The sequence below is a fragment of the Georgenia sp. AZ-5 genome (genome assembly GCF_043952095.1).
GTDB lineage: Bacteria > Actinomycetota > Actinomycetes > Actinomycetales > Actinomycetaceae > Georgenia.
This window is the reverse complement of sequence record NZ_JBINOU010000001.1, coordinates 1089716-1112608: the sequence shown is the minus strand read 5'-3', so window position 1 is coordinate 1112608 and position 22893 is coordinate 1089716. Positions and strand designations below refer to the sequence as shown.

The following is a 22893-nucleotide window of genomic DNA, read 5'->3' as shown; positions in this document are numbered from 1 at the left end:
AGCGGTGCCGGGGCGCGTCAGTCGACGGCCACGCCCTCGGCCTCGAGGAGCGCGCGCGCGACCTCCTCCGTGGTGACGAGCACGTCGAGGTACCCGCCACGCAGCGCCCCGCGGATCGCGCGGAGCTTGTTCGGGCCGCCCGCGACGCCCACCACGTTGGGGACGGCGCGCAGCTCGTCGATGCCGATGCCGATGCGGCGGTCGTGGATCGGCAGGTCGACGATGCGCCCCTGCTCGTCGTAGAACATGCCCAAGATGTCCCCCACCGCGCCCGCCTCGGCGATGACGGCGAGCTCGTCGTCGGTCACGTACCCCAGCTGCGCCAGGGTGGCCTGACCGGTCACCGCGCCGATGCCGACGAGCGCGTGGTCGGCGTTGCGGGAGAGGTCGATGACCTCGCGCACGCCGGCCTCTTGCCGGAGGGCCTGGGCGAGCTCCCGGGACGACACCACGATCGGCGCCGGGATGACCGCGTCGGTGCAGCCCTCGGCGGCCGGGCCCCGGACCCTGCGCAGGGTGCTCACGTAGGCGTTCACCCCGCCGGTCAGCGTCACGGTGCTGACCCGCGTCATGAGGTCGACGGCGACGTGGTCGACGGTCGCCTGCACGGTGTCGCCCCAGCCCATGGCGAGCATGTCCCCGGGCTTGAGGTGGTTCTGCAGGTACTGCGCCCCGCCGCGCGCCAGCCGCCGGTTGGTGCCGGCCTGGTCCAGGGCGGCGTCGTCGAGCGCGGGCGGGACGAGCGCCTCACGGAGCCCGAAGGTGTCCTTAAGCTTGCGCCCGACCTTGAAGGCGTCGAAGTGGTCCGAGCCGATCGTGAAGGACACGATGCCGCTCTGGCGGCAACGCTCCAGCAGCCGTCCGGCCGACGGCCGCGATACCGCCAGCCGCTTCGCGATCTCGTCCTGGGTGAGCTGGTCGACGTAGTAGTACCACGCGACACGGAGGAGCTGTTCCTCCGCCTCCCACTCCTCGCCAGCTCTCCTGAGCACGGTCGCCCCTTCTTGTCGTCCCCGCCGGAGCCCGGGGGGTGTGGCCTCGAGCCGCCGGGGTGGGGCGCCGCACGCCCCACCCCGGACCGGCTAGAAGTCGTAGTCGTCGATGTTGTCCGCGGTGAAGACGGTGCGCTCGGGCATCACGATGATGCCGTTGCCCTCTGCCTCGTAGTCGTAACCCTGGACGGAGTTCGGCTGCACCTCGAGCGTCCCGAAGCCGTCGGCCTCCAGGGTGTCCCCGACGTTGAGCTCGTTGCCCTCCAGCAGGTGGGCCGCCACCGCGACGGACAGGGCGCCCTGCTGCTCCACGTCCCATAGCGCGAACCGCTTGAGCGTGCCGTTCTTGATGTACTCCTTCATCACGTTGGGCGTGGAGAAGCCCACCAGGATGATGTCCTCGCGGCCGAGGTTCTCCAGGGCCTGGGCGGTGCCGGGGAGCGCGTTCGCGTCGGGCGCGATGATCGCCTTCAGGTCGGGGTTGGCGTTGATCAGCGCCTCGGCCTGCTGCACGGCGAGCTCGGTCTGGTTCTCGGAGAAGACCGTGTCGACGACCTCCCAGGAGGTTTCCTCGGCGATGATGCCCTTGGCCACCTCGGCCCACTGGTTCTGGTCGGTGACGGTGGGGCTGGAGTAGTGGAAGGCCACCTTGGCCGCCTCGTCGGCGGGGAGGTCCTCGGTGACCATCTCGACGAGCAGGGAGCCGAGCTGGTCCGGGGTCCCCTGGCTGACGTAGAACTGCCGGCACTCGGGGTTGGTGTCCGAGTCCCACGTCAGCACGACGACGTCCTGGTCCATGGCCTGCTTGAGGGACTGGCACAGGCCGTCGGGAGAGACCGACGAGACGATGATCCCCTGGTAGCCCTGCTGCGTGTAGGAGTTGATCAGCTCGACCTGCTTGGCCACCGACGCCTCCGGCGACCCGAGGTACTGGACGTCGAGCCCGTGGTCCGGACCAGCCGCCTCGGCGCCGGCGCCGCCGCCCTCGAAGAAGCCGACGCCCGTGAGCTTGGGGATGAAGGCCACCTGGGGCTGGTCCGCGGTGCCACCGCTCCCGCTGTCACCCTCGGCTGACGAGCACGCGGTGAGGGCGAGAGCCGCGGCAGCGAGTCCCGCCGCGATCTTGATGCGATTCTTCATCGAACGTTTCCAATCGTCGTGCGACGCCGCCGCCGGCGGATCGCTGCTGGCAGCACGCTCGCGTCGGTGCGCCGCGTGCCGTTCCCCGCCACCTCAGGGGGTGGGCGCGGGGACTGCTTCCTCGTTCCGCGCCGGGCGGGACCCGGCGCGACGTACCCGCTGGTTCTTCCACGACTCCGACAGGTGGCCCGTCCACCAGCGGACGCTGGCGACGATCACCAGCGCGGCCCCGGTGGCCACGGCGACCTGGTTCTCCGAGAGCCCCATGAACCGCAGTCCCTGCTGGAGGAAACCGATGACGAAGGTCGCGATCACGACGCCGCCGATGGTGCCCTCGCCGCCGTACATCGACACGCCGCCGATGACGACGAGCGTGAGGGTCGGCATGAGGAGGCCGACACCGATGTCCGCCCGGGCCGACCCCACGTAGGAGGTGAGCAGGAGGCCGACGATCCCGGCGCCTAGCGCGGTGAGCAGGTAGCTCACGATCAGGACCCGGTTCGTGCTGAACCCGGCGTAGCGGGCCGCCCGCGGGTTCGCGCCGATGAGGCGCGCCTGCCGGCCGAAGGTGGTCCGGCCGAGCAGCACGGCGAAGAGGACCGCGACGAGCGCGAAGATCAGCAGCATGTTGGGCACTCCCAACGTCCGGCCGCCGCCGAGGGAGAGGAAGGACTCGGGCAGGCCGGAGATACCCTCGAAGGAGGAGACGCCCCCAAGCCCCGAGGCGCCGAGGGCCAGGCCGGCGAACAGGAACTGCGACCCGAGCGTGATCACCATGGGCTGGGCACCGGTCGCGACGATGGAGGCGCCGTTGACGAGGCCCGCGGCGGCCGCCGCGGCGAGGCCGGCCAGCACCGCCAGCCAGATGTCCAGCCCCGCCTGGTAGCTGACGCCGGTGACGATCGCCGCGAGCGAGGCGACCGAGCCGAAGCTGATGTCGATGCCGCCCGTCATCATCACCACGGCGAGCGGAAGGGCGACGATGCCGAGGTAGACGAAGTCCGACATGGAGAACAGCAGGCGGTCCGCGTCGAGGAACCGGGGGTTCATCGCGCCGAAGAACAGCACCTCCAGGACCAGGACCGCCACGAGTGCGGTCTCCCACCGGCCCCACCGGCGCAGCTGGGACATGACGGCGCTCATGGGCGCACCTCACCTTCGAAGACCAGTTCACGGCGGTCCTGACGGACGCGGTACCGCTCCGCCAGGCGGCGGCGGTCGAGCGCGGCACGAACCCGGGCGTCGGCGAAGAGCGCGACGAGCAGGATCGCGCCGATCACGGTGTCCGCCCAGAAGCCGGGGATGCCGAGGAAGCTGAGCGAGCTGGTGGCGGTCGTGATGAACACGGCTCCGACCACTGCGCCGGCGATGGTGCCGACTCCGCCGGAGAGGGCGACACCGCCGATCACGGCCGCCGCGATGGCGCGCATCTCGATGCCCTGACCGGCCTGGTTGCTGATCGACCCGATCTGGGCCAGGAACACCAGCGCCGCCGCGGCCGCGAGCAGCCCTGAGGCGGCGTAGGCGAAGATGACGATGCCGTTGGTGCGCACACCGATCAGGTGGGCGCCGCCGAGGTTGTCGCCGGTCGCGTAGACGTGCCGGCCCAGGCGCGTGCGCCCCATGAGCAGCCCGACCCCGAAAAGGACGGCGACGGCGCCCCACACCAGCACCGGCAGGCCGAGCAGCTCCAGCGTCCCCACGCGACGGTAGGCGGTCGGGATGTTCTCGACCGAGTAGCCGCCGGTGATGAGGAAGGAGATGCCGCGGTATGCGGCCAGGGTGCCGAGCGTCATGACGATCGATGGCACGTGCCCGTAGGTCACGCCGATGCCGTTGACGGCCCCCAGCAGCGCCCCCAGCGCCAGCACGACCACCACGGCGACCGGGATGGGCGTGCCGCCGCGGAGCATCAGCGCACCGACGATGCCCGTGAGCGCCATCGTGGAGCCGACCGACACGTCGATGTTGCGGGTGATGATGACGACGGCGCTCCCCGCGGCGAGCAGCGCGAGGATGACGGTCGAGTTGGCGACCCGTGCCAGGTTGCCGCCCGAGACGAAGCTGGGGTGCACCGCCGCAACGGCCGCGAACAGGATCACCACGCCGATGACCGTCACGGCCTCGCGGTGCTTGAGGACCTGCCTCATGACGCCACCTCCTCGATCGTCCCGAAGGCGCCGTCACGGACGGCGGGGAGCGTGATCTCGGGCCCGGTGAGCTCACCGGCCACCCGGCCGTCGCGCATGACCAGCACCCGGGTGCTCAGCTCGACGATCTCCTCGAAGTCGGATGAGATGAGCACGACCGCGAGGCCACCCGCGGCGAGCTGCGTCACCAGCCGGTACAGGTCCGCCCGCGCGGCGACGTCGACGCCACGCGAGGGCTCGTCGAGGATGATGACCTTCGGCTCGGGTGCGAGCGCCTTCGCGAGCGAGACCTTCTGCTGGTTGCCGCCGGAGAGGTTCCCCACCTTCCGGGTCCGGCTGCCCTGCTGCAGGGCCAGGTCGCGTGCGAAGCGGTCGGTGACCGCGTGGTCCAGTTCCGTACGGATCAGCCCCCCACGACTGATTCGGTCCAGCACCGTCGAGCTGCAGTTGTCCACGATCGTCCCGACGAGGAAGACGCCGTGAGCGTGGCGGTCCTCCGGGACGTAGGACAGGCCCCGGGCGAGGGAGCGCCGGGCGCTGCGCCCGGTGTACTCCTCGCCGCCCAGCAGGACGGTCCCGGTCCCCGGGCGCAGCCCGAACACGGTTTCCGCCAGCTCCGTGCGCCCCGTCCCGACGACGCCGGCGATGCCGAGCACCTCGCCCGGGAGCACCAGCAGGCTGACGTCGCGGAAGCCCTGCCCGGTGAGCCCCCGGAGCTCGAGCGCGGCGCCGGCGCCGGGGCGCGCGGCCGGCTTCGGCCGCCCGCCGGCCCGCTCCGCGACCGAGTCGGGGACCATCGCGCGGACGAGCTCGTCCACCGAGGTGTCCGCCGTCCGCTCCTGGAGGACCATCGCACCGTCCCTGAGCACGGTCACGCGGTGGCACAGGGCGAAGATCTCGGACATCCGGTGGGAAACGTAGAAGATGCCCACCCCGGACGCCGCCAGCGACCGCAGCCGCTCGAAGAGCTGGTCCACCTCCCGCGCCGTCAGCGCCGCGGTGGGCTCGTCGACGATCAGGAGCCGGGCGTCACGGAGGATGCCCCGGACGATCTCCACCAGCTGCTGGTCGGAGATGGACAGCTCGCCCGCCCTCGCGTCCAGGTCGATCGGGTGGGCGAGGGAGTCGACGACCTCCTGGACCCGCCGGCGCCCGGCGCGTCGTCCACCGAGGGAGAGCACGACGTTCTCGAGCACCGACAGGTTGGGGAAGAGCTGTGGTTCCTGCGGGACCATGTAGACGGCGTTGGCGTGCGCGGCCCGGGGAGAGAGGTTTCGGACCTCGTTGCCGCCGATGAGGATCCGGCCGGCGTCGGGCGTGACCACCCCGGTGATCGCCTTCATCAGGGTCGACTTGCCGGCGCCGTTGCCGCCGACGAGCGCGTGGATCTCCCCCGGCTGGACGTCGATGTCGACGCCCTTGAGGACCGGGATCCCGCCGTAGGACTTCCACAGCCCCTCGACGACGGCTACCGCATGCCGCCTGTCATGGTCGATGCTGGTTGCAGACACGCTGGATCCTTCACGACGTTGTGAGCATCTGATCAGTGCTTGAGCAGACGCTCAGAACGTAGGGCCGCACGGACGGATAAAGCAAGCAATTAGCGGTAGAAATGTGTAACGATCCGGTCACGGCCGATCCGCGGCGCCTCGTCACCGGGAACGGCTCCACGAGCGACGCATGGCCGTGTCACCGCCCCCGCCTACCGTTGCCGCATGAGCCCCACCGCGACCAAGGTCGCCCGCCCCTCCCGGCCCGCCTTCCGCTGCAGCGAGTGCGGCTGGTCGACCGCGAAGTGGGTGGGCCGGTGCGGGGAGTGCCAGGCATGGGGCACCGTCGAGGAGGCGGGCGCCCCGGCGGTGACGCGGGTCCGGGCCGCGCTCGCGCCGTCCTCCCCCGCCCGGCCGATCGACGAGGTCGACGTCGAGGCGGCCCGCGCCCGGAGCACCGGCGTCGGCGAGCTCGACCGGGTCCTCGGCGGCGGGATCGTCCCCGGCGCCGTCGTGCTGCTCGCGGGCGAGCCCGGCGTGGGCAAGTCGACCCTGCTGCTGGACGTCGCCGCGAAGGCGGCCGCGGTCTCCGCCGGCCCGTCCGGGCAGGGCCGTCCGGTCCTCTACGTGACCGGGGAGGAGTCGGCCAGCCAGGTGCGCCTGCGGGCGGAGCGCATCGGCGCCCTCACGCCCCACCTGCTGCTGGCGGCGGAGACGGACCTGGCCACCGTGCTCGGGCACGTGGACAACGCGGACCCCGCCCTGCTCGTGGTCGACTCGGTCCAGACCATCGCCGACTCGGCGGTGGACGGCTCCGCGGGCGGGGTCGGCCAGGTCCGAGCGGTCACCTCGTCGCTGATCCACCTCGCCAAGACGCGGGGCATCCCGGTGCTGCTCGTCGGGCACGTCACGAAGGACGGCTCCATCGCGGGCCCGCGCGTGCTCGAGCACCTCGTGGACGTCGTGTGCCAGTTCGAGGGCGACCGGCACTCGCGGCTGCGCATGGTCCGCGCGGTGAAGAACCGCTACGGGCCGACCGACGAGGTGGGCTGCTTCGACCTGGGCGACGCCGGCATCACCGGGCTGCCCGACCCGTCGGGGCTCTTCCTGTCCGGCCGGCGCACCGCCGTCCCGGGCACGTGCGTCACCATCTCCCTCGAGGGCCGCCGCCCGATGCCCACCGAGGTCCAGGCGCTGGTCACCCGCTCCACGCTCAGCTCCCCGCGGCGCACCACGTCCGGGCTGGAGTCCTCGAGGGTGGCCATGACGCTGGCGGTGCTGCAGTCCCGCCTGGCGCTGGGGCTGGCGACCGCGGACGTCTACGTCTCCACCGTCGGCGGGGCGCGGGCCGTCGAGCCGGCGGTGGACCTCGCCGTCGCGCTCGCCGTGCTCTCCGCCGCCGAGAACCACGAGCTCGCACCGGGCATCGTCGCGGTCGGCGAGGTCGGTCTGACCGGGGACGTGCGCACCACGGTCGGGGTCCAGCGGCGCCTCGCGGAGGCCGCCCGGCTGGGCTTCACCCGGGCCCTGGTGCCCCACCAGGGAGCGGCGGACCTCACGGAGGTCCCCGGCCTTGCGGTGCACCCCGTGGACAACCTGCAGGAGGCGGCCGCGGCGGCCTGGCGGGCCTCCGCGACGTGACGCCGGGCGCCGGACGCGTCGAGCCGAGCGCCGTGCGCTGCGCGCTGCGCGCCGTGGTCGGAGCGTCGGCAAGGTGCCGCAGCCCCTGCTGCGCCGTCGCCCGGCTCGCCGTGACCGAATCGTGACGCCGACACGCCCGCGCCCCGGACCGTCCGCTCCTCCGCCCCTGTAGGGGCCCCTTAGTATGAGCGCGGGGGATCCCCCGCGACCGCTCCGACCACCCCTGTGAGGTTTCGTGCCCGAGATCCCCTCCGACGGCAACCTCCGGGCGATGCTGCGCGCGGTCGCTCCCGGCACGGAGCTGCGGGACGGGCTCGAGCGCATCCTGCGCGGGCGCACCGGCGCCATCGTCGTCCTCGGCTACGACGAGACGGTCGAGGCGATGTGCTCCGGCGGCTTCGAGCTGGACGTGGAGTTCTCCGCCACGCGGCTGCGCGAGCTGGCCAAGATGGACGGCGCGGTCGTCGTGGACTTCGCCAACCGGCGCATCCGCCGGGCCAACGCCCAGCTCCTCCCGGACGCCGCCATCGAGACCTCCGAGTCCGGCATGCGCCACCGCACGGCCGAGCGGGCCGCGAAGCAGAGCGGCTACCCGGTCATCTCGGTCAGCCAGTCCATGCGCACGGTCGCGCTCTACGTGGACCAGCACCGCCACGTGATCGAAGACTCCGACGTCATCCTCTCGCGGGCGAACCAGGCCCTGGCCACGCTCGAGCGCTACAAGGCCCGCCTGGACGAGGTCTCGGGCACCCTCTCCGCCCTCGAGATCGAGGACCTGGTCACGGTCCGCGACGTCGTCACCGTCGTGCAGCGGCTGGAGATGGTCTCCCGGATCTCCTCCGAGATCGACGGGTACGTCATCGAGCTGGGCACCGACGGGCGCCTGCTCTCGCTCCAGCTCGAGGAGCTGGTGACGGGCATCGACCCCGACCGCACCCTCATCCTGCGGGACTACCTCGGTGACGCCGTGCGTGCCACCCCTCGCGACGTGCTCGAGTCCCTGGCGCGTCTCACCTCGGCCGAGCTGATCGACATGCCCACGATCGCCCGCGCGCTCGGGGTCGGCGGGCCCGACGGCGAGGCGCTGGACTCCGCCCTCTCCCCGCGCGGCTACCGGGTGCTGGCGAAGATCCCGCGGCTGCCCGCCTCGACCGCCGAGGCGATCGTCGCGCACTGCGGCAACCTCCAGGCGATGCTCTCGGCCACCACCGAGGACCTCCAGGCCGTGGAGGGCGTCGGGCCGCACCGCGCCCGCGCCGTGCGCGAGGGGCTCTCCCGCCTGGCCGAGTCCTCCATCCTCGAGCGCTTCGCCTAGACCCCGCCCGCGGCGCTGACGCCGGCGGCTGCGGACGGCCGCCCGCTCAGCCCAGGCTGAAGGTGGCGTCGGCGCCCTGCAGGGAAGCGCCGTCGAGCGTGGCCTCCGCACGGTAGGTGCCCTCCCGGGCGGCGCCCTGGCCGCCGGCGCAGCCGGCGGCTGAGCGCGAGCCGTTCCAGGTCAGCTTCGTCTCGGTGGAGTCGCCGGTGTCGAGCAGGAGCTCGCGCGGCGCCGCCTCCCCCACGCAGTCGGCCGAGGACCACACCCGGTCCGAGCCGGAGCGCACCGTCACGACCAGCGACCCGCGCCCGGCGTCGGTCAGGCACGCCGCGGCGCCGTCGTTGGTGAGCGTGAGGGTGAAGGTCACGGGCTGCCCCGTGCCGGAGGCCGCGGGCGTCAGGTCCGCCTCGAGGTCGCGCGGCTCGCACGGGCCGGGGTCGGTGGGGCCGGTCGGCGTCGGCGTCGCCTCTGCGACGGCGATCTCCCGGTCCCCCACCAGCGCCCGGACGGCGGCGCTCACGCCCCACACGACCAGCGCGGCGACGGCGAGCAGGATCAGCAGGGCCACGATCCGGCGGCGGATGATCGTCGCCCGGCTCGGGCGGCGGCGGACCGGCCCGGCTGGCCGGGTCCCGGCGGGCGGTGTGCGTCGGGTGTCTGCCACGGCCCCGACCGTACGACGGGGCCGCTGCGCCCCGGCGCACCCACGCCGGGGCACACTGGGGTGTGACGATCACTTCCGTCCACCCGGTGCACCGGACGGTGCTCTCCTGGTACGCCGACAACGCCCGTGACCTGCCGTGGCGCCGGCCGGGCACCTCCCCGTGGGCGGTGCTGGTCAGCGAGATCATGCTCCAGCAGACCCCTGTCGTCCGCGTCGAGCCGGCGTGGCGGGAGTGGCTCGAACGCTGGCCCACCCCCGGCGACCTGGCCGGGGCCCGGCCGGCCGACGTGCTCCGGGCGTGGGACCGCCTGGGCTACCCCCGCCGGGCGCTGCGCCTGCAGGACTGCGCGCGGGCGATCGTCGCCCAGCACGGCGGCGTGGTGCCGGGCACGGAGGAGGAGCTGCTCGCCCTGCCGGGCATCGGGCCCTACACCGCCGCCGCGGTCGCGGCCTTCGCCCACGGGCGGCGGGCCGTCGTGCTGGACACCAACGTCCGCCGGGTGCTGGGCCGGGCGCTGGAGGGGCGTGCCCTGCCGGCCCCCTCCCTCGGCCGCGCCGAGCGCGAGCGGGCCGCCACCTACCTGCCCGCCGACGACGCCGAGTCCGTCCGCTGGAACGTCGGCGTCATGGAGCTCGGCGCACTGGTCTGCACCGCCCGGTCCCCCCGCTGCCCGGCGTGCCCGCTGCGGGAGCGGTGCGCGTGGCGCGCGGCCGGCAGCCCGGCCGACGAGCACGCGTCCCGCCGGCGCACCCAGGCCTGGCACGGCACCGACCGGCAGGCGCGCGGCCGGATCATGGCGCACCTGCGCGCGCGACCCGACGACGGCTGGTGCCTGGGCGAGGACCTGCTGGCCGCGGCCGCGGACGGCGCGGCCCCCGCGGCGCTGCCGGACCGTGACCAGCCGGCCCGGGCGCTGGCGTCGCTGGTCCAGGACGGCCTCGTCGTCGCCGGCGACGGCGCGCGGGCGGGCGCGTACCGGCTGCCCTGACCGCCGCGGGCGGGGAGGCGGGCGGACGCCCGGCATGCCGCCCCGCGCTACCCTGCCTGCCGTGAGCAGCACCGGTGAGGACCTGGCGGTGGCGCGGGCCGTCCGGGCGCTGCGCACCACGCTGATGGTCTGCGCCGGCGCGTGCCTCGCCCTCGGCGCGATGGGCCTGGCCATCGCCCTGCTGACCGGCACGGGCGGACCCGTGCTTCCGGGGCTGACGATGCTGGCGGCGGGACAGTCGGTGGCCCTCGCGGCGGCCGCGGTGGCCGGCCTCGGCCTGCGCCGGGTCCTGCGCGGCGCCGAGCCCCACGCGGTCACGACAGCGGTGCGCGCCCGGCTCGGGACGTGCGAGCGGGTGCTGGCCGCGGCGCTCGTCCTGGGCGGCGCGGGGTGGGTGGCGCTGCGGCCGGGTGCGGTGGTCGCCGTCGTCGCGTGCGCTCTGGTCAGCGCGCAGCTCGCCGTCGTGCTGCACCTGCTGCGCCGCTGACCGGCCGGGCCCGCGTCCGCCGGCCTACAGCTCCAGGAGCATCCGCGTGTTCCCGAGGGTGTTCGGCTTCGCCCGGGCGAGGTCGAGGAACTCCGCCACGCCGTCGTCGTGCGAGCGCAGCATCTCCTGGTAGACGTCGGTGCCCACGGGCGTCCCCTCGATCACGCGGAAGCCGTGCCGGGTGAAGAAGTCGACCTCGAAGGTCAGGCAGAACAGGCGTCGGAGCCCCAGGTCGCGGGCGCGGGCGACGAGCGCCTCCAGCAGCCGGTGGCCCGCGCCGGTGCCCCGCACCGCCGGGTCGACGGCGAGGGTGCGTACCTCGGCGATGTCGTCCCACAGCACGTGCAGCGCGCCGCACCCCACCACCCGGGTGGGCCCCTCGCCGGTGCGCAGCTCCGCCAGAACGAACTCCTGCACGGCCTCGAAGTAGTCGATCAGCTCCTTGGCCACGAGGATCCGGGCGTCGGCGTACGGCCTGACCAGGTCGAAGATCGCACGCACGTCGGCCGGGCGGGCCTGGCGCACGACGACGGTGCCTGTGTTTGCGATGCTCACGACCCCGATCCTGGCACGCGGCGGACCGGCTCCCGGACCGGTCCAGCACCGCCCATGCGGTCGCGCTCGTCGACCACGAGGTCGGTGACGGGGCCATCCGACGGTCGTCCACCGTTGCGCGGGCGTGCGGCCGCGGCCAGCATTGGTGCTGCTGCTCCGCGACAGCGGGCCACGCACGGCCGAGGAGGAAGCACATGAGCAGGTCCGCCCTGACAAGGGAGTCGAGGGAGGCCGCGCTGGCGGCGATGAGTGACGAGGAGGGCGTGGACGTCCTGGTGGTCGGGGGCGGCGTCACGGGCGCGGGCATCGCGCTGGACGCCGCGACGCGCGGGCTGCGCACAGCGATCGTCGAGGCCCAGGACTGGGCGGGCGGCACGTCCCAGTGGTCGAGCAAGCTGGTGCACGGCGGGCTGCGGTACCTCTACCAGCTCGACTTCAAGCTCGTCGCCGAGGCGCTGAAGGAACGCGGCATCCTGCTGTCGACCACCGCCCCGCACCTCGTCAAGGCTCAGCCGTTCCTGTGGCCGCTGAAGCGGCGGGTGATCGAGCGGGCGTACTCGGCGGTGGGCGTGGGCATGTACGACGCCCTCGCCCAGCTGGGCTCGCGCGGCCACGCCGGCGTCCCCGTCCAGCGGCACTACACCAAGCGGGGCGCCGAGAACCTCTTCCCCGACCTGCGGGACGACTACCTCATCGGCGCGATCAGGTTCTACGACGCCCGGGTCGACGACGCCCGCCTGGTGATCGACCTCGTGCGCACCGCCGCCGGCTACGGCGCCCTGGCGGCCTCCCGCACCCAGGTGACGGCGCTGAGCAAGAACGCCGTGGGCCGGGTGACCGGCGCCGAGATCACCGACCTGGAAACCGGCGCCACGCGCCACGTCACCGCCCGGCACGTCGTCAACGCCACGGGCGTGTGGACCGAGGAGACGGAGGCGCTCGGCGGCGGCGAGGGCGGCCTGAAGGTGCTCGCCTCCAAGGGCGTGCACATCGTGGTGCCGAAGGACCGGATCAGGGGCCAGACGGGACTGTTCCTGCGGACCGAGAAGTCGGTGCTGTTCATCATCCCGTGGGAGCGGTACTGGGTCATCGGGACCACCGACACCGCCTGGCACGAGGCCCGCCAGCACCCCGTGGCCACGTCCGCGGACATCGACTACATCCTCGAGCACGCCAACGCGGTGCTGGCCGGCAACCTCACCCGCCAGGACATCATCGGCACCTACGCCGGCCTGCGGCCGCTGCTGCAGCCGGGCACGAAGGACGCCGACGAGTCGAAGTCCACCAAGGTCTCGCGCGAGCACACCGTCACGGAGGCCGCACCCGGGCTGACCGTCATCGCCGGGGGGAAGCTCACCACCTACCGCGTCATGGCCAAGGACGCGGTGGACTTCGTGCTCGGGCCCGCGCGGGCCCGCGCCCTGCCCTCCGTCACCGCCACGACGCCGCTGGTCGGCGCCGAGGGCCTGCAGGCTGTCACTCGTCAGCGTGGGGCGATCGCCCGCCGCCTGGGGTGGACCGCCGAGCGGGTCGAGCACCTGCTGGGCCGGTACGGCTCGGAGATCGCCGTGCTGCTGGACATGATCGACGCCGACCCGGCGCTGGGCCGCCCGCTCGAGCAGGCACCGGCATACCTGGGCGCCGAGGTGGCCTTCGCCGTCACCCACGAGGGCGCCCTGCACCTGGAGGACATCCTCACCCACCGCGTCCGGCTGGACTTCGAGAGCCCCGACCGCGGCGTCGCCGCGCTGGACGAGATCGCCGCCGTGGCCGCCCCGCTTCTGGGCTGGGACGACGCCACGGCCGCCCGGGAGAAGGAGAACTACCGCGCGGTCGCCGAGGCCGTGCTCGCCGCCCAGCGCGAGGGCACGGACGCCGCCGCCGCGCAGGTACGGCTGCGGGCGGAGGACCTGGTGCCGCTCGTGGCGCTCGGCGCTGGGAGCCGGACCTGACCGGGGAACGCGGCCGATACACCTGTCGAAAACGCCCCGGGGCGAGCATCATGCTCTTGACTGGGTGCTCCCCTTCCGACCCAGCGCCGCCCGGCGCGCGACCTGGCACAACGACGTGACCAGAAAGTGAGTGGACAGTGGAACTCTCCATGCTGGACATCTTCTTCTCCGAGGTGATGGGCACCGCCATGCTGACCCTGCTGGGGTGCGGCGTCGTGGCCAACGTGGTCCTGCCGCGCAACAAGGGCTTCAACAGCGGCTGGATCGTCATCACGTTCGGGTGGGGTCTCGCCGTCTTCGCGGGCGTCTTCGTGGCGTACCGGTCCGGCGCCCACATCAACCCCGCGGTCACCCTGGGCCTGTGGGCCAACGGGGCGGACCTGCGCGGCGGGACCGAGGAGATCGCCGCCGTCGCCGCCGAGCTCGGCACCGTGCTCGTCTACATCGCGGGCGAGCTCGTCGGCGCCTTCCTCGGCGCGGTCCTCGCCTGGGCCGCCTACCGCCAGCACTTCCAGGAGGAGGCCGACCCGGGCACCAAGCTCGCGGTGTTCTCCACCGGGCCGGCGATCCGCAGCTACGGCTGGAACTTCGTCACCGAGGTCATCGGCACCTTCGTCCTGGTGTTCGTCATCCTTATGTTCGGGAACACCCCCAGCGAGCTGGGTCCCCTCGCCGTCGCCCTCCTGGTCGTCGGCATCGGCCTGAGCCTCGGCGGGCCCACCGGCTACGCCATCAACCCGGCCCGCGACCTGGGCCCACGCATCGCGCACGCGATCCTGCCCATCCGCGGCAAGGGCTCCAGCGACTGGGGCTACTCCTGGGTCCCGATCCTCGGCCCGATCGTCGGTGGCGTGCTCGCCGGCCTCTCCGCCGCGGCCGTCCTCTGACGGCCGCGCCGGGACCGGCCCGCCGGCACCGTCCCGCCCCATCGCCAGAAACCACCGCCGGCGCCGCGGGCGCCGCCGTCACAACGACGTGAAAGGAACACCATGGCTGACGAGCAGAAGTACGTCCTCGCGATCGACCAGGGCACCACGAGCTCGCGCGCGATCGTCTTCGACCACTCCGGGCAGATCGTCGAGACCGGGCAGAAGGAGCACGAGCAGATCTTCCCGCGGGCCGGCTGGGTCGAGCACGACCCGACGGAGATCTGGCGGAACGTGCGCGAGGTGGCGGCGACGGCCCTGAGCCGCGCGAACCTCACCCACCGCAACATCGCCGCCGTCGGCATCACCAACCAGCGCGAGACCACGGTCGTGTGGGACCGGACCACCGGCGAGCCGGTCTACAACGCCATCGTCTGGCAGGACACCCGCACCGACAAGATCGTCGACGAGCTCGGCGGCCGTAAGGGCCAGGACAGGTACAAGAAGAAGGTCGGCCTGCCGCTGGCGACCTACTTCTCGGGCCCGAAGGTCAAGTGGATCCTCGACAACGTCGACGGCGCGCGCGAGAAGGCGGAGCGCGGCGACCTGCTGTTCGGCAACACCGACGCCTGGGTGCTGTGGAACATGACCGGCGGCGTCGACGGCGGCGTCCACGCCACCGACGTCACCAACGCCTCGCGGACCATGCTCATGGACCTGGAGACTCTCAGCTGGGACGAGGACATCGCCGGGGACATGGGCATCCCGATGTCCATGCTGCCCCAGATCCGCTCCTCCTCCGAGGTCTACGGCAACGGCCGGGAGGGCGGCTTCGTGCCGGGCGTGCCGATCGCCGGCATCCTGGGCGACCAGCAGGCGGCGACGTTCGGCCAGGCGTGCTTCGAGGTCGGCATGGCCAAGAACACCTACGGCACCGGCAACTTCATGCTGCTGAACACCGGCACGGAGCCGGTGCCCTCCAAGGCCGGTCTGCTGACCACGGTCGCCTACAAGATCGGCGACAACGACGCGGTGTACGCCCTGGAGGGGTCCATCGCCATCACGGGCGCCCTGGTGCAGTGGCTGCGGGACAGCCTCGGGCTGATCTCCTCCGCCCCGGAGGTCGAGGAGCTGGCCAGGACGGTGGAGGACAACGGCGGCGCGTACTTCGTCCCGGCGTTCTCCGGGCTGTTCGCCCCGTACTGGAAGTCCGACGCCCGCGGCGCGCTGGTGGGCCTGACCCGCTACGTCAACAAGGGCCACATCGCCCGCGCCGCCCTGGAGGCCACGGCGTACCAGACCCGGGAGGTCAAGGACGCCATGCAGTCCGACTCCGGCGTCGAGCTCACGGAGCTGAAGGTCGACGGCGGCATGATCGCCAACGAGACCCTCATGCAGTTCCAGGCCGACATCCTCGGCGTCGACGTCGTCCGGCCGCAGGTCGCCGAGACCACCGCCCTGGGCGCGGCCTACGCGGCCGGCATCGCCGTCGGGTTCTGGGCCGGCGAGCAGGACGTCATCGACAACTGGGCGGAGGACAAGCGCTGGACGCCGAAGATGGACGAGGCGGAGCGCGAGCGCACCTACCGGCTGTGGAAGAAGGCCGTCACCCGCACCTTCGACTGGGTCGACGAGGACGTGCGGTAGCGGTGGTCCGGCCGGCGGAACGCTCCGCCGGCCGGCTCGGCGCCCGGGTCGCCGGCCGGCTCGCCGACCACCCGACCCGGCCCTCAGGAAGGAGCCGGCCGCTCATGGTTCCCACACCGGGCGGGCGGATGACCGATCCCGTCTCCAGCCTGATGAGCTCGCCCGTGGCCTCCGTGGACGCCGACGCGACGCTGCGTGAGGTGGCCGAGACGCTGGCCGCGAACGAGATCGGCGCGGTCACCGTGCTGGTCGAGGACGGCATCGCGGGCATCGTCAGCGAGCGGGACCTCGTCGCGCACCTGGCCGACGGCGCGAACCCGGACCACCTCCTCGCCGAGGACGTGCTCACCCCCGACTTCGTCTCGGCCGCCCCGGACGAGACGGTCCTCGCGGTCGCACGGCGGATGATGGCCGCACGCGTGCGCCACGTCCCGGTCGTGGAGGGCGGCGAGCCGGTGGGCATGGTCTCGCTGCGGGACTTGATGGAGGTGCTGCTCGGCGAGCTGGAGCGCTGAGGTCGGCGTCGCGGCGCCATGTCGGCGAGACTGACCCCATGACTATGACTCCCGAGCAGATCACGGACCCCCTGTGCTACCACGGCGAGGGCCCGGTGTGGTCCGAGACCTGGGGCGGGCTGCGCTGGGTCGACATGCTCGCCGGAGACCTGCTGACGCTGCGCGCCGACGGCTCGGTCGACCGGCTGCACGTGGGCACGGTGGCCGCCTTCGTGCGGCCGCGCGCCGCGGGCGGCTACGTCGTCGGCCTGGAGCGGGGCCTGGGCCTGGCGGACGGCCCCGACGACGCGCCCCGCGCCCTGCCCGAGATGTGGGCCGACACCGGCGTGCGGATGAACGAGGGCGGGTGCGACCCGGCCGGCAACCTGTACGCGGGGTCCATGCCGTACGAGAAGACGCCCGGCGCGGCCAAGCTGTACCGCATCACCCCGGCGGGCCAGGTGAGCGTCGTCCTGCCGGCCGTGACGACCTCCAACGGCATCGACTTCGCCCCCGACGGCTCGCGGGCCTACTACAACGACACCCAGACGGGCGGCACCGACGTCTTCGACGTCGTCGACGGGGAGCTCACGAACCGGCGCCCCTTCCACTCCGGCGACGGCGGCCGCCCGGACGGGCTGTGCGTCGACTCCGCGGGCAACGTGTGGGTGGCGCTCAACCGCGTCGGCAAGGTGCGCTGCTACTCCGCGGGCGCCGAGATCCTCACCGAGGTGGACCTGCCGGTGCGGCTGACCACCGCGTGCACGCTCGGCGGGGCGGACGGGCGTGACCTGTACGTCACCACCTCGCGGGAGAAGCTCGAGGACCCGGAGCCGGAGGCGGGGGCCGTCTTCCGGCTGCGCGTCGACGTGCCCGGCAAGCCCGTGCTCCCCTACGGCGGCTGAGCACCGCGGAAGGAACGCGCCGGGGCGCGGCGCGGACCCGCCCACCGCCCGGCCTATCCTTGTCTGGGCCCGGGCGGGCCGTGCCGCACGCAGCCGCCGCACCGGCGCTCCAGGACGACCTGAGGGAGGACCCGAGCATGACGCAGGTTCTTGGCGGCGCGGGCCGGGCGGACGACGCCGGCCAGGACCTGTTCGAGCTCGGCGCCCAGGAGGGCCTGTTCGAGCTCCCGCCCGGATCGCGCCGGCCCACGGCCCGCGTCGTCCTCCTCACCGGGCCCTCCGGGTCGGGCAAGACCTCCCTGACCCGCCGCCTGGGGCTGCCCGTGGTGTCGCTGGACGACTTCTACCTCGACGGCGACCACCCGGACCTGCCGCACCGCTACGGGATCGTGGACTGGGACAGCCCCGCGAGCTGGGACCGCGCCGCGGCGGTCGCCACCCTGGTGGAGCTGGCGAGCACGGGCCACGCGGAGCTCCCGGTGTACGACATCCCGACGAACCGGCGCACCGGCACGACGCAGCTGACGCTGGACGGCTTCCCCCTCTTCATCGCCGAGGGCATCTTCGCCGCCGAGATCGTCGAGGCGTGCCGGGAGGAGGACATCCTCGCCGACGCGCTGTGCATCTGGCGCCCGCGGGCCCAGACCTTCTGGTTCCGGCTGATGCGGGACCTCGGCGAGGCGCGCAAGCCGCCGCTGACCCTGGTGCGCCGGGGGCTCGCGCACTACCGCAACGAGCCGGGGATGATCGCCGACCTCACGGCCAAGGGCGCCCGGCCGGTCCGGGTCGAGGAGGCGGAGCGGCAGATCGTGCGGCTGCTCGCGGGCCGTTGACGCCGGCGCCCGGTGCAGTGGCGCTCTCTCCTGAGGGTCACGACTTGGCAACGACCGTCCCAGGGACGGCCGGCAGCCCCTAGGTTGCGGCCATGAGAGCCCTGCGCGCGGTCCTCACCCTGCTCGTCGCCGTGCTGGTGCTGGCCGCCTGCACCGACCCGCCCGGCGCGTCCGGTACCGCGGAGAGCGGGGCCGGCGGTGGCCAGGTCGCCGACGGCGGGGCGGTCGGTGCGGAGGCCGCCGACGACGCCGGCGGCGGCGCCGAGGACGGCCGCGACGTCGTCACCACGCTCGCCGGCGGGCTGCTGGTCGGCCTCGGCGTGCTGCTGCCCTGGCTCGTCCTGGTCGCGCTGCTGGCTGCCGTCGCCTGGCCGCTGTGGCGCCGGCGGCGGCGTCGGGCCGCAGCCGAGGCCGGGACGGCCTGAGCCGTCAGGCCGGGGAGGCCCGCGGCACTGCCCGAGGCGTCGCCGGGCGCAGCGGCGGGCGCCCGGTCAGCGGCGCTTGACCAGCGGGAAGGTGATCGTCTCGCGGATGCCGTGGCCGGTCAGGGCCATCAGGAGGCGGTCGATGCCCATGCCCATGCCGCCGGCGGGCGGCATGCCCTGCTCCATGGCCTCGAGGAACTCCTCGTCGAGGACCATGGCCTCGGGGTCGCCGGCCGCCGCGGCCAGGGCCTGCGCCTCGAAGCGCTCGCGCTGGACGACGGGGTCGACGAGCTCGGAGTACGCCGTCGCCAGCTCGAAGCCGCGGACGTACAGGTCCCACTTCTCCACCACGCCGGACCTGGAGCGGTGCGCGCGGGTGAGCGGGGAGGTGTCCACCGGGAAGTCGCGCACGAACGTGGGGGCGTGGAGCCTGTGGGCGACCAGGTGCTCCCAGACCTCCTCGACGATCTTGCCGTGGGTGTAGTGCGGCGCGAGCTCGACCTCGAGCCGCTCGGCGTGCACGCGGAGCCGCTCCTCCGGGGTCTCGGGGCTGATCTCCTCCCCGAGCGCCTCGGACAGGGAGTCGAACAGGCTGATCTGCGCCCACTCGCCGCCGAGGTCGTACTGCGATCCGTCGTCGAGGGTGACCGTGGTGGCGCCGAAGGCGTCGACGGCCGCGCGCTGGATGATGTCGCGGGTCAGCTCCGCCATGGTGTCGTAGGAGCCGTAGGCCTCGTAGGCCTCCAGCATGGAGAACTCCGGGGAGTGCGTGGAGTCCGCGCCCTCGTTGCGGAAGTTCCGGTTGATCTCGAAGACCTTCTCCACGCCGCCGACCACCGCGCGCTTGAGGTAGAGCTCGGGCGCGATGCGCATGTACAGGTCGACGTCGTAGGCGTTCATGTGCGTCACGAACGGCCGCGCCGCCGCGCCGCCGGGCTGGATCTGCAGCATCGGCGTCTCGATCTCGAGGAACCCGCGGCCGTCCAGGGACCGGCGCAGCGACCTCACCACCGCCGAGCGGGTGCGCAGCATCTGGCGCGCCGCCGGCCGCATGATGAGGTCGAGGTGACGACGGCGGACCCGGCCCTCCTCGGAGAGGGCCACCTGCTCGCCGGCCTCGTTCTCGTACGTCTTGGGCAGCGGCCGCAATGCCTTGGCGGCGAGCTGCCACGAGTCCGCGAAGACGCTGAGCTCGCCGCGACGCGACTTGCCCACGTGCCCGTGGACGAAGAGGTGGTCGCCGAGGTCGACGTCGGTCTTGAACGCCGAAAGGGGCTCCTCGCCGACCGCCGCGCGCGACAGCATCGCCTGCAGGCGGTTGCCCTCGCCGTCCTGGAGGGTGACGAAGCAGAGCTTGCCGGTGTTGCGCAGGTACATCACCCGCCCGGCCACGCCGACCTCGTCGCTGGTCTCCTCGCCGGCCTCGAGCCGGTCGAAGGCGGCGCGCACCTCGGCGATGGTGGTGGTGATCGGCAGGGTGACCGGATAGGGGTCGACGCCCGAGTCGAGCAGCCGCTGGCGCTTCTCCGCGCGCACCCGCACCTGCTCGGGGAGGTGGTCGGCCTCCTCCTGCGCTCCGGTCAAGGGGCGGCCTGGCTGCTCGGTGGTCTGCTCGGTCACCGGACAAGGGTAGCCGCCACGCGCGCGGCGGCCCTCGCGGCCCCGCGTGAGGTTCGACGTCACAAGACGCGTGCCCGTCGTGCGACCGTGCCATCTGTGGCGCCGGTGTTCTAGGTCGGCGCCGGACGCCCGTCGACCCTGGGCCGCCCGCCACGGGTGCCGGGGTCTCCCGGGCCGACGTGGTTCGACGTCACAGCGGCGCGCCGGGCCGCCCGGGCTCAGATCGCGAACTCGGGGGTGCCCGGCGCGGGCGGTTGCGTGCGGCGGTAGTCGGCCACCGGGATGCCCGACGGCCTGACGTGGTTGGCCTCCGCGGCGTCGTGGTCGGGGACCTGCCCGGGCTCGTCGCCGACGTCGACGATGCGGTTGTGCTCGTCCACGAACACCACGCGCGGCGTGTACGTCCGGGCGTCGGCGTCGCTCAGCTGGCCGTAGGCGATGATGATGACGAGGTCGCCGGCGTGCACCAGGTGCGCGGCGGCGCCGTTGATGCACAGGGTGCCGCTGCCGCGCTCGCCCGGGATGACGTACGTGGTCAGCCGCGCGCCGTTGGTGACGTCGACGACGTCGACCTGCTGCCCGGGCAGGAGGTCGGCGGCGTCGAGCAGGTCGGCGTCGACGGTGATGGACCCGACGTAGTGCAGGTCGGCCTCGGTGATCGTCGCCCGGTGGATCTTGCCGATCATCATCGGGCGCACCAAGGAACTCGGCGTGGTGCTCATGGGTGCCTCGCTCCCAGCTGGACGGTCGTGTTGTCGATGAGCCGGGTCGCGCCCACGCGTGCGGCGACGGCCAGCAGGCCGGGCCCGGTGGCGTCGCCGGGGAGCGCGACGAACGTGTCCGGGTCGACCAGAGCAAGATAGTCGAGCGCGACGCCCTCGGCGGTGTCGAGTACGTCACGTGCCGCGGCGACGGCGGCCGCGGCGCCCTCCTCCGCCGCCCGTCGCCCCGCCTCGAGCGCCCGGGAGAGCGCGAGCGCCCGGGTGCGCTCGGTGGGCGAGAGGTAGGCGTTGCGGCTCGACATGGCCAGGCCGTCGGGCTCGCGGCGGATGGGCACGCCCACGATCTCCACGCCCATGTCCAGGTCCCGGACCATGGTCCGCACGAGGGCGAGCTGCTGGGCGTCCTTCTGGCCGAAGACCGCGACGTCCGGGCGCACCAGGTTCAGCACCTTGCACACGATCTGCAGCACCCCGGCGAAGTGGGTGGGCCGGGTGCGGCCCTCCAGCACCGTGGCGACCGGGCCGGGGTCGACGCGGACGAGCGGCTCCGCCGGGTAGGCCTCGGCGTCGTCCGGGGCGAACACGACGTCGACGCCCTCGCGGGCGAGCAGCGCGACGTCCGCCTCCAGGTCCCGCGGGTAGGCCTCGAAGTCCTCGCCGGGGCCGAACTGCAAGGGGTTGACGTAGACGGACACCACGACGTGGTCCGCGCGGTCCTGCGCCTCGCGCACCAGGGTCAGGTGCCCGTCGTGCAGCGCGCCCATCGTCATCACCAGGGCCCGGGTGCCGGTCTGGGACCGCAGCGCGGAGGCGAGCTCGGCCCGGGTGCGGGCGACGACCGGCTCGAGCGGGCCGCGACCGGGCGCGCCGCCGTGCGCGGGAGCGTGCCCGCCCGTGCGGTGCGCCGCCTCCGGGGTGCCGCCCGTCGGCTCCGGCCCCCGCCCGGCCGCGGCGCCCTGGCCGGGCGCGCCGGCCGGCGCCGCGAGGGCGTCGAGGAGCTCGGCCGCGGCGGCCTCGCGGATGCGGCCGTTCGCCAGGGCGCGGCGCGTGGTGGCGCGGCCGAGGTCGCGGTAGCTCTCCAGCACGTCGTCCAGGCCGGCGCTGGCCAGCGCGCTCAGTGCGGCGACGTGCGCCCGGACGGTGCCGACGTCCCCGCGCACGACCGGGCCGGTCAGGCCCAGCTCGCCGCCCCGCAGCGCGCCGTCGAGCGCGGCGGTCAGCAGTGGCGCGAGCAGGGCGCCGGGGTCCTCGATGCCGGCCACCGCGAGCGCGCGCTCGGCCTGCGCGACGAGCGTGACAAGGTGGTTGCCGCCATGGGCGAGCGCGGCGTGGTACAGCGGCCGCTGCTCCTCGGGCAGCACGAACGGCTCGCCGCCGATCTCCACCACGAGCGCCTGCGCGATGGGCAGCACCGGGGCGGCGGCGGTGACCGCGAACGGGCAACCGGTCAGCCGGGAGATGTCCAGGCTCGTGCCGGTGAAGGTCATCGCCGGGTGGATGGCCAGCGGGATGGCGCCCGCGGCGCGGGCGGGGGCCAGGACCTCGGTGCCGTGCCGCCCGGAGGTGTGGACCACGAGCTGCCCCGGCTGCCAGCGGCCGAGGTCGGCGAGCCCGCTCACGAGGCCCGGCAGCACGTCGTCGGGCACGGTGAGCAGGACCAGCTCCGCCCGCTCGACCACGGCGTCGGGCTCCAGCACCGGCACGCCGGGCAGCAGTGCCTCGACCCGGTCACGGCTCTCCTCCGAGACCGCCGTGGCGCCGACGACGGAGTGCCCCACGCCGCGCAGGGCCGCCGCGAGGACGGCGCCCACGCGCCCCGCCCCGACGACCCCCACGCCCAGCCTGCCGGGACGGGAGGGGGCGGGCGGGTCGGTCGGTGCGGTGCTCACGCCCCCATCATTACAGGGGCGGCGGTCGCGGATCATCTGTGGGCCGGGCCGGCGCCGGCCCGTGGGCGCGCCGTCGCCGGCCGCCGGGGGCGCACGACCGCTCGGACGGCGGCCGCG

Annotated in this window: 20 protein-coding genes and 2 pseudogenes; 11 read left to right on the top strand and 11 right to left on the bottom strand. The window is 73.8% G+C overall.

The window, feature by feature from the left end; translation table 11 throughout:
• Positions 1 to 17: 17 nt before the first annotated feature.
• The 5 genes from ACF0H8_RS05280 to ACF0H8_RS05260 all read right to left on the bottom strand — a co-directional run bounded on the left by ACF0H8_RS05280 (position 18) and on the right by ACF0H8_RS05260 (position 5793).
• Entirely contained in the window at positions 18 to 992 is a 975-nt protein-coding gene (locus ACF0H8_RS05280) for a sugar-binding transcriptional regulator (RefSeq protein WP_395287933.1), read from the bottom strand.
• 90 nt (positions 993 to 1082) lie between these two features.
• A complete protein-coding gene (gene lsrB, locus ACF0H8_RS05275) occupies positions 1083 to 2132 on the bottom strand; it encodes an autoinducer 2 ABC transporter substrate-binding protein LsrB (protein ID WP_395287932.1) in 1050 nt (349 codons plus the stop codon).
• Positions 2133 to 2225: 93 nt separating this feature from the next.
• Positions 2226 to 3275, bottom strand: a complete 1050-nt coding sequence (locus ACF0H8_RS05270) for an autoinducer 2 import system permease LsrD (RefSeq protein ID WP_395287931.1) — start codon at positions 3273 to 3275, stop codon at positions 2226 to 2228.
• Positions 3272 to 4282 carry an ABC transporter permease gene (locus tag ACF0H8_RS05265; RefSeq protein WP_395287930.1) on the bottom strand — a complete coding sequence of 337 codons (1011 nt, stop codon included), beginning with the start codon at positions 4280 to 4282 and terminating at the stop codon, positions 3272 to 3274. Before ACF0H8_RS05265 ends, ACF0H8_RS05270 begins: the two co-directional genes overlap by 4 nt.
• The gene (locus tag ACF0H8_RS05260) at positions 4279 to 5793 is read right to left on the bottom strand and encodes a sugar ABC transporter ATP-binding protein (RefSeq protein ID WP_395287929.1); all 1515 of its coding nucleotides are present in this window, start codon (positions 5791 to 5793) and stop codon (positions 4279 to 4281) included. Before ACF0H8_RS05260 ends, ACF0H8_RS05265 begins: the two co-directional genes overlap by 4 nt.
• Positions 5794 to 5997: 204 nt before the next feature.
• Here ACF0H8_RS05260 and radA point away from each other — a divergent pair, with 204 nt between their 5' ends.
• Positions 5998 to 7413 carry a DNA repair protein RadA gene (gene radA, locus ACF0H8_RS05255; protein ID WP_395287928.1) on the top strand — a complete coding sequence of 472 codons (1416 nt, stop codon included), beginning with the start codon at positions 5998 to 6000 and terminating at the stop codon, positions 7411 to 7413.
• Between the two features lie 271 nt (positions 7414 to 7684).
• Entirely contained in the window at positions 7685 to 8728 is a 1044-nt protein-coding gene (disA, locus tag ACF0H8_RS05250) for a DNA integrity scanning diadenylate cyclase DisA (protein WP_395290815.1), read from the top strand.
• 46 nt (positions 8729 to 8774) lie between these two features.
• On the opposite strand, the gene ACF0H8_RS05245 is transcribed toward disA, so the two are convergent.
• Complete coding sequence (locus ACF0H8_RS05245; RefSeq protein ID WP_395287927.1) at positions 8775 to 9392, bottom strand: hypothetical protein; 618 nt, start codon at positions 9390 to 9392, stop codon at positions 8775 to 8777.
• Between the two features lie 62 nt (positions 9393 to 9454).
• Between ACF0H8_RS05245 and ACF0H8_RS05240 the strand changes: the two genes are divergently transcribed.
• Entirely contained in the window at positions 9455 to 10381 is a 927-nt protein-coding gene (locus tag ACF0H8_RS05240) for an A/G-specific adenine glycosylase (RefSeq protein WP_395287926.1), read from the top strand.
• Positions 10382 to 10442: 61 nt separating this feature from the next.
• Positions 10443 to 10868 (top strand): hypothetical protein, encoded by a 426-nt coding sequence (locus ACF0H8_RS05235; protein ID WP_395287925.1) that lies wholly within the window; start codon positions 10443 to 10445, stop codon positions 10866 to 10868.
• Positions 10869 to 10892: 24 nt separating this feature from the next.
• Here ACF0H8_RS05235 and ACF0H8_RS05230 read toward each other — a convergent pair whose 3' ends face one another.
• Positions 10893 to 11423, bottom strand: a complete 531-nt coding sequence (locus ACF0H8_RS05230) for an amino-acid N-acetyltransferase (protein ID WP_395287924.1) — start codon at positions 11421 to 11423, stop codon at positions 10893 to 10895.
• Between the two features lie 194 nt (positions 11424 to 11617).
• On the opposite strand from ACF0H8_RS05230, the gene ACF0H8_RS05225 reads away from it, so the two are divergent.
• The 7 genes from ACF0H8_RS05225 (at position 11618) to ACF0H8_RS05195 (ending at position 18545) form a co-directional block, all read left to right on the top strand.
• Positions 11618 to 13375 carry a glycerol-3-phosphate dehydrogenase/oxidase gene (locus tag ACF0H8_RS05225; protein WP_395287923.1) on the top strand — a complete coding sequence of 586 codons (1758 nt, stop codon included), beginning with the start codon at positions 11618 to 11620 and terminating at the stop codon, positions 13373 to 13375.
• A 149-nt stretch (positions 13376 to 13524) separates the two neighbouring features.
• Positions 13525 to 14262: an MIP/aquaporin family protein gene (locus ACF0H8_RS05220; RefSeq protein ID WP_395287922.1), complete on the top strand. Its 738-nt coding sequence runs from the start codon at positions 13525 to 13527 to the stop codon at positions 14260 to 14262.
• Positions 14263 to 14364: 102 nt separating this feature from the next.
• Positions 14365 to 15888, top strand: coding sequence for a glycerol kinase GlpK (glpK, locus tag ACF0H8_RS05215; RefSeq protein WP_395287921.1), 1524 nt, complete (start codon positions 14365 to 14367; stop codon positions 15886 to 15888).
• Positions 15889 to 15992: 104 nt separating this feature from the next.
• Positions 15993 to 16403 (top strand): cyclic nucleotide-binding/CBS domain-containing protein, encoded by a 411-nt coding sequence (locus tag ACF0H8_RS05210; protein ID WP_395287920.1) that lies wholly within the window; start codon positions 15993 to 15995, stop codon positions 16401 to 16403.
• Positions 16404 to 16441: 38 nt separating this feature from the next.
• On the top strand, positions 16442 to 17287 hold the full coding sequence (locus ACF0H8_RS05205) for an SMP-30/gluconolactonase/LRE family protein (RefSeq protein ID WP_395287919.1): 846 nt from the start codon (positions 16442 to 16444) through the stop codon (positions 17285 to 17287).
• Positions 17288 to 17424: 137 nt separating this feature from the next.
• Positions 17425 to 18120 carry a uridine kinase gene (locus tag ACF0H8_RS05200; protein WP_395287918.1) on the top strand — a complete coding sequence of 232 codons (696 nt, stop codon included), beginning with the start codon at positions 17425 to 17427 and terminating at the stop codon, positions 18118 to 18120.
• A 92-nt stretch (positions 18121 to 18212) separates the two neighbouring features.
• Complete coding sequence (locus ACF0H8_RS05195) at positions 18213 to 18545, top strand: hypothetical protein (protein WP_395287917.1); 333 nt, start codon at positions 18213 to 18215, stop codon at positions 18543 to 18545.
• A 66-nt stretch (positions 18546 to 18611) separates the two neighbouring features.
• Here the strand turns inward: ACF0H8_RS05195 and lysS are convergent, their stop codons facing one another.
• From lysS to ACF0H8_RS05175, 4 genes and pseudogenes are all read right to left on the bottom strand, one after another.
• Positions 18612 to 20165, bottom strand: a complete 1554-nt coding sequence (gene lysS, locus ACF0H8_RS05190; RefSeq protein ID WP_395287916.1) for a lysine--tRNA ligase — start codon at positions 20163 to 20165, stop codon at positions 18612 to 18614.
• 218 nt (positions 20166 to 20383) lie between these two features.
• Positions 20384 to 20887 carry an aspartate 1-decarboxylase gene (gene panD / locus ACF0H8_RS05185; protein WP_395287915.1) on the bottom strand — a complete coding sequence of 168 codons (504 nt, stop codon included), beginning with the start codon at positions 20885 to 20887 and terminating at the stop codon, positions 20384 to 20386.
• Positions 20884 to 21654, bottom strand: a pseudogene (gene panC / locus ACF0H8_RS05180) (pantoate--beta-alanine ligase); the annotation flags it as partial. The pseudogene panC and the gene panD, both read right to left, overlap by 4 nt.
• A 183-nt stretch (positions 21655 to 21837) precedes the next feature.
• Positions 21838 to 22812: pseudogene (locus tag ACF0H8_RS05175) on the bottom strand (Rossmann-like and DUF2520 domain-containing protein); the annotation flags it as partial.
• Between the last annotated feature and the right edge of the window lie 81 nt (positions 22813 to 22893).

Coding starts and splice junctions, on each gene's coding strand:
- lsrB (WP_395287932.1), bottom strand. CDS start 2,132: ATGAAGAATCGCATCAAGATCGCGGCGGGACTCGCTGCCGCGGCTCTC.
- ACF0H8_RS05270 (WP_395287931.1), bottom strand. CDS start 3,275: ATGAGCGCCGTCATGTCCCAGCTGCGCCGGTGGGGCCGGTGGGAGACC.
- ACF0H8_RS05265 (WP_395287930.1), bottom strand. CDS start 4,282: ATGAGGCAGGTCCTCAAGCACCGCGAGGCCGTGACGGTCATCGGCGTG.
- radA (WP_395287928.1), top strand. CDS start 5,998: ATGAGCCCCACCGCGACCAAGGTCGCCCGCCCCTCCCGGCCCGCCTTC.
- disA (WP_395290815.1), top strand. CDS start 7,685: ATGCTGCGCGCGGTCGCTCCCGGCACGGAGCTGCGGGACGGGCTCGAG.
- ACF0H8_RS05225 (WP_395287923.1), top strand. CDS start 11,618: ATGAGCAGGTCCGCCCTGACAAGGGAGTCGAGGGAGGCCGCGCTGGCG.
- ACF0H8_RS05220 (WP_395287922.1), top strand. CDS start 13,525: ATGCTGGACATCTTCTTCTCCGAGGTGATGGGCACCGCCATGCTGACC.
- glpK (WP_395287921.1), top strand. CDS start 14,365: ATGGCTGACGAGCAGAAGTACGTCCTCGCGATCGACCAGGGCACCACG.
- ACF0H8_RS05210 (WP_395287920.1), top strand. CDS start 15,993: ATGGTTCCCACACCGGGCGGGCGGATGACCGATCCCGTCTCCAGCCTG.
- ACF0H8_RS05205 (WP_395287919.1), top strand. CDS start 16,442: ATGACTATGACTCCCGAGCAGATCACGGACCCCCTGTGCTACCACGGC.
- ACF0H8_RS05200 (WP_395287918.1), top strand. CDS start 17,425: ATGACGCAGGTTCTTGGCGGCGCGGGCCGGGCGGACGACGCCGGCCAG.
- ACF0H8_RS05195 (WP_395287917.1), top strand. CDS start 18,213: ATGAGAGCCCTGCGCGCGGTCCTCACCCTGCTCGTCGCCGTGCTGGTG.
- panD (WP_395287915.1), bottom strand. CDS start 20,887: ATGAGCACCACGCCGAGTTCCTTGGTGCGCCCGATGATGATCGGCAAG.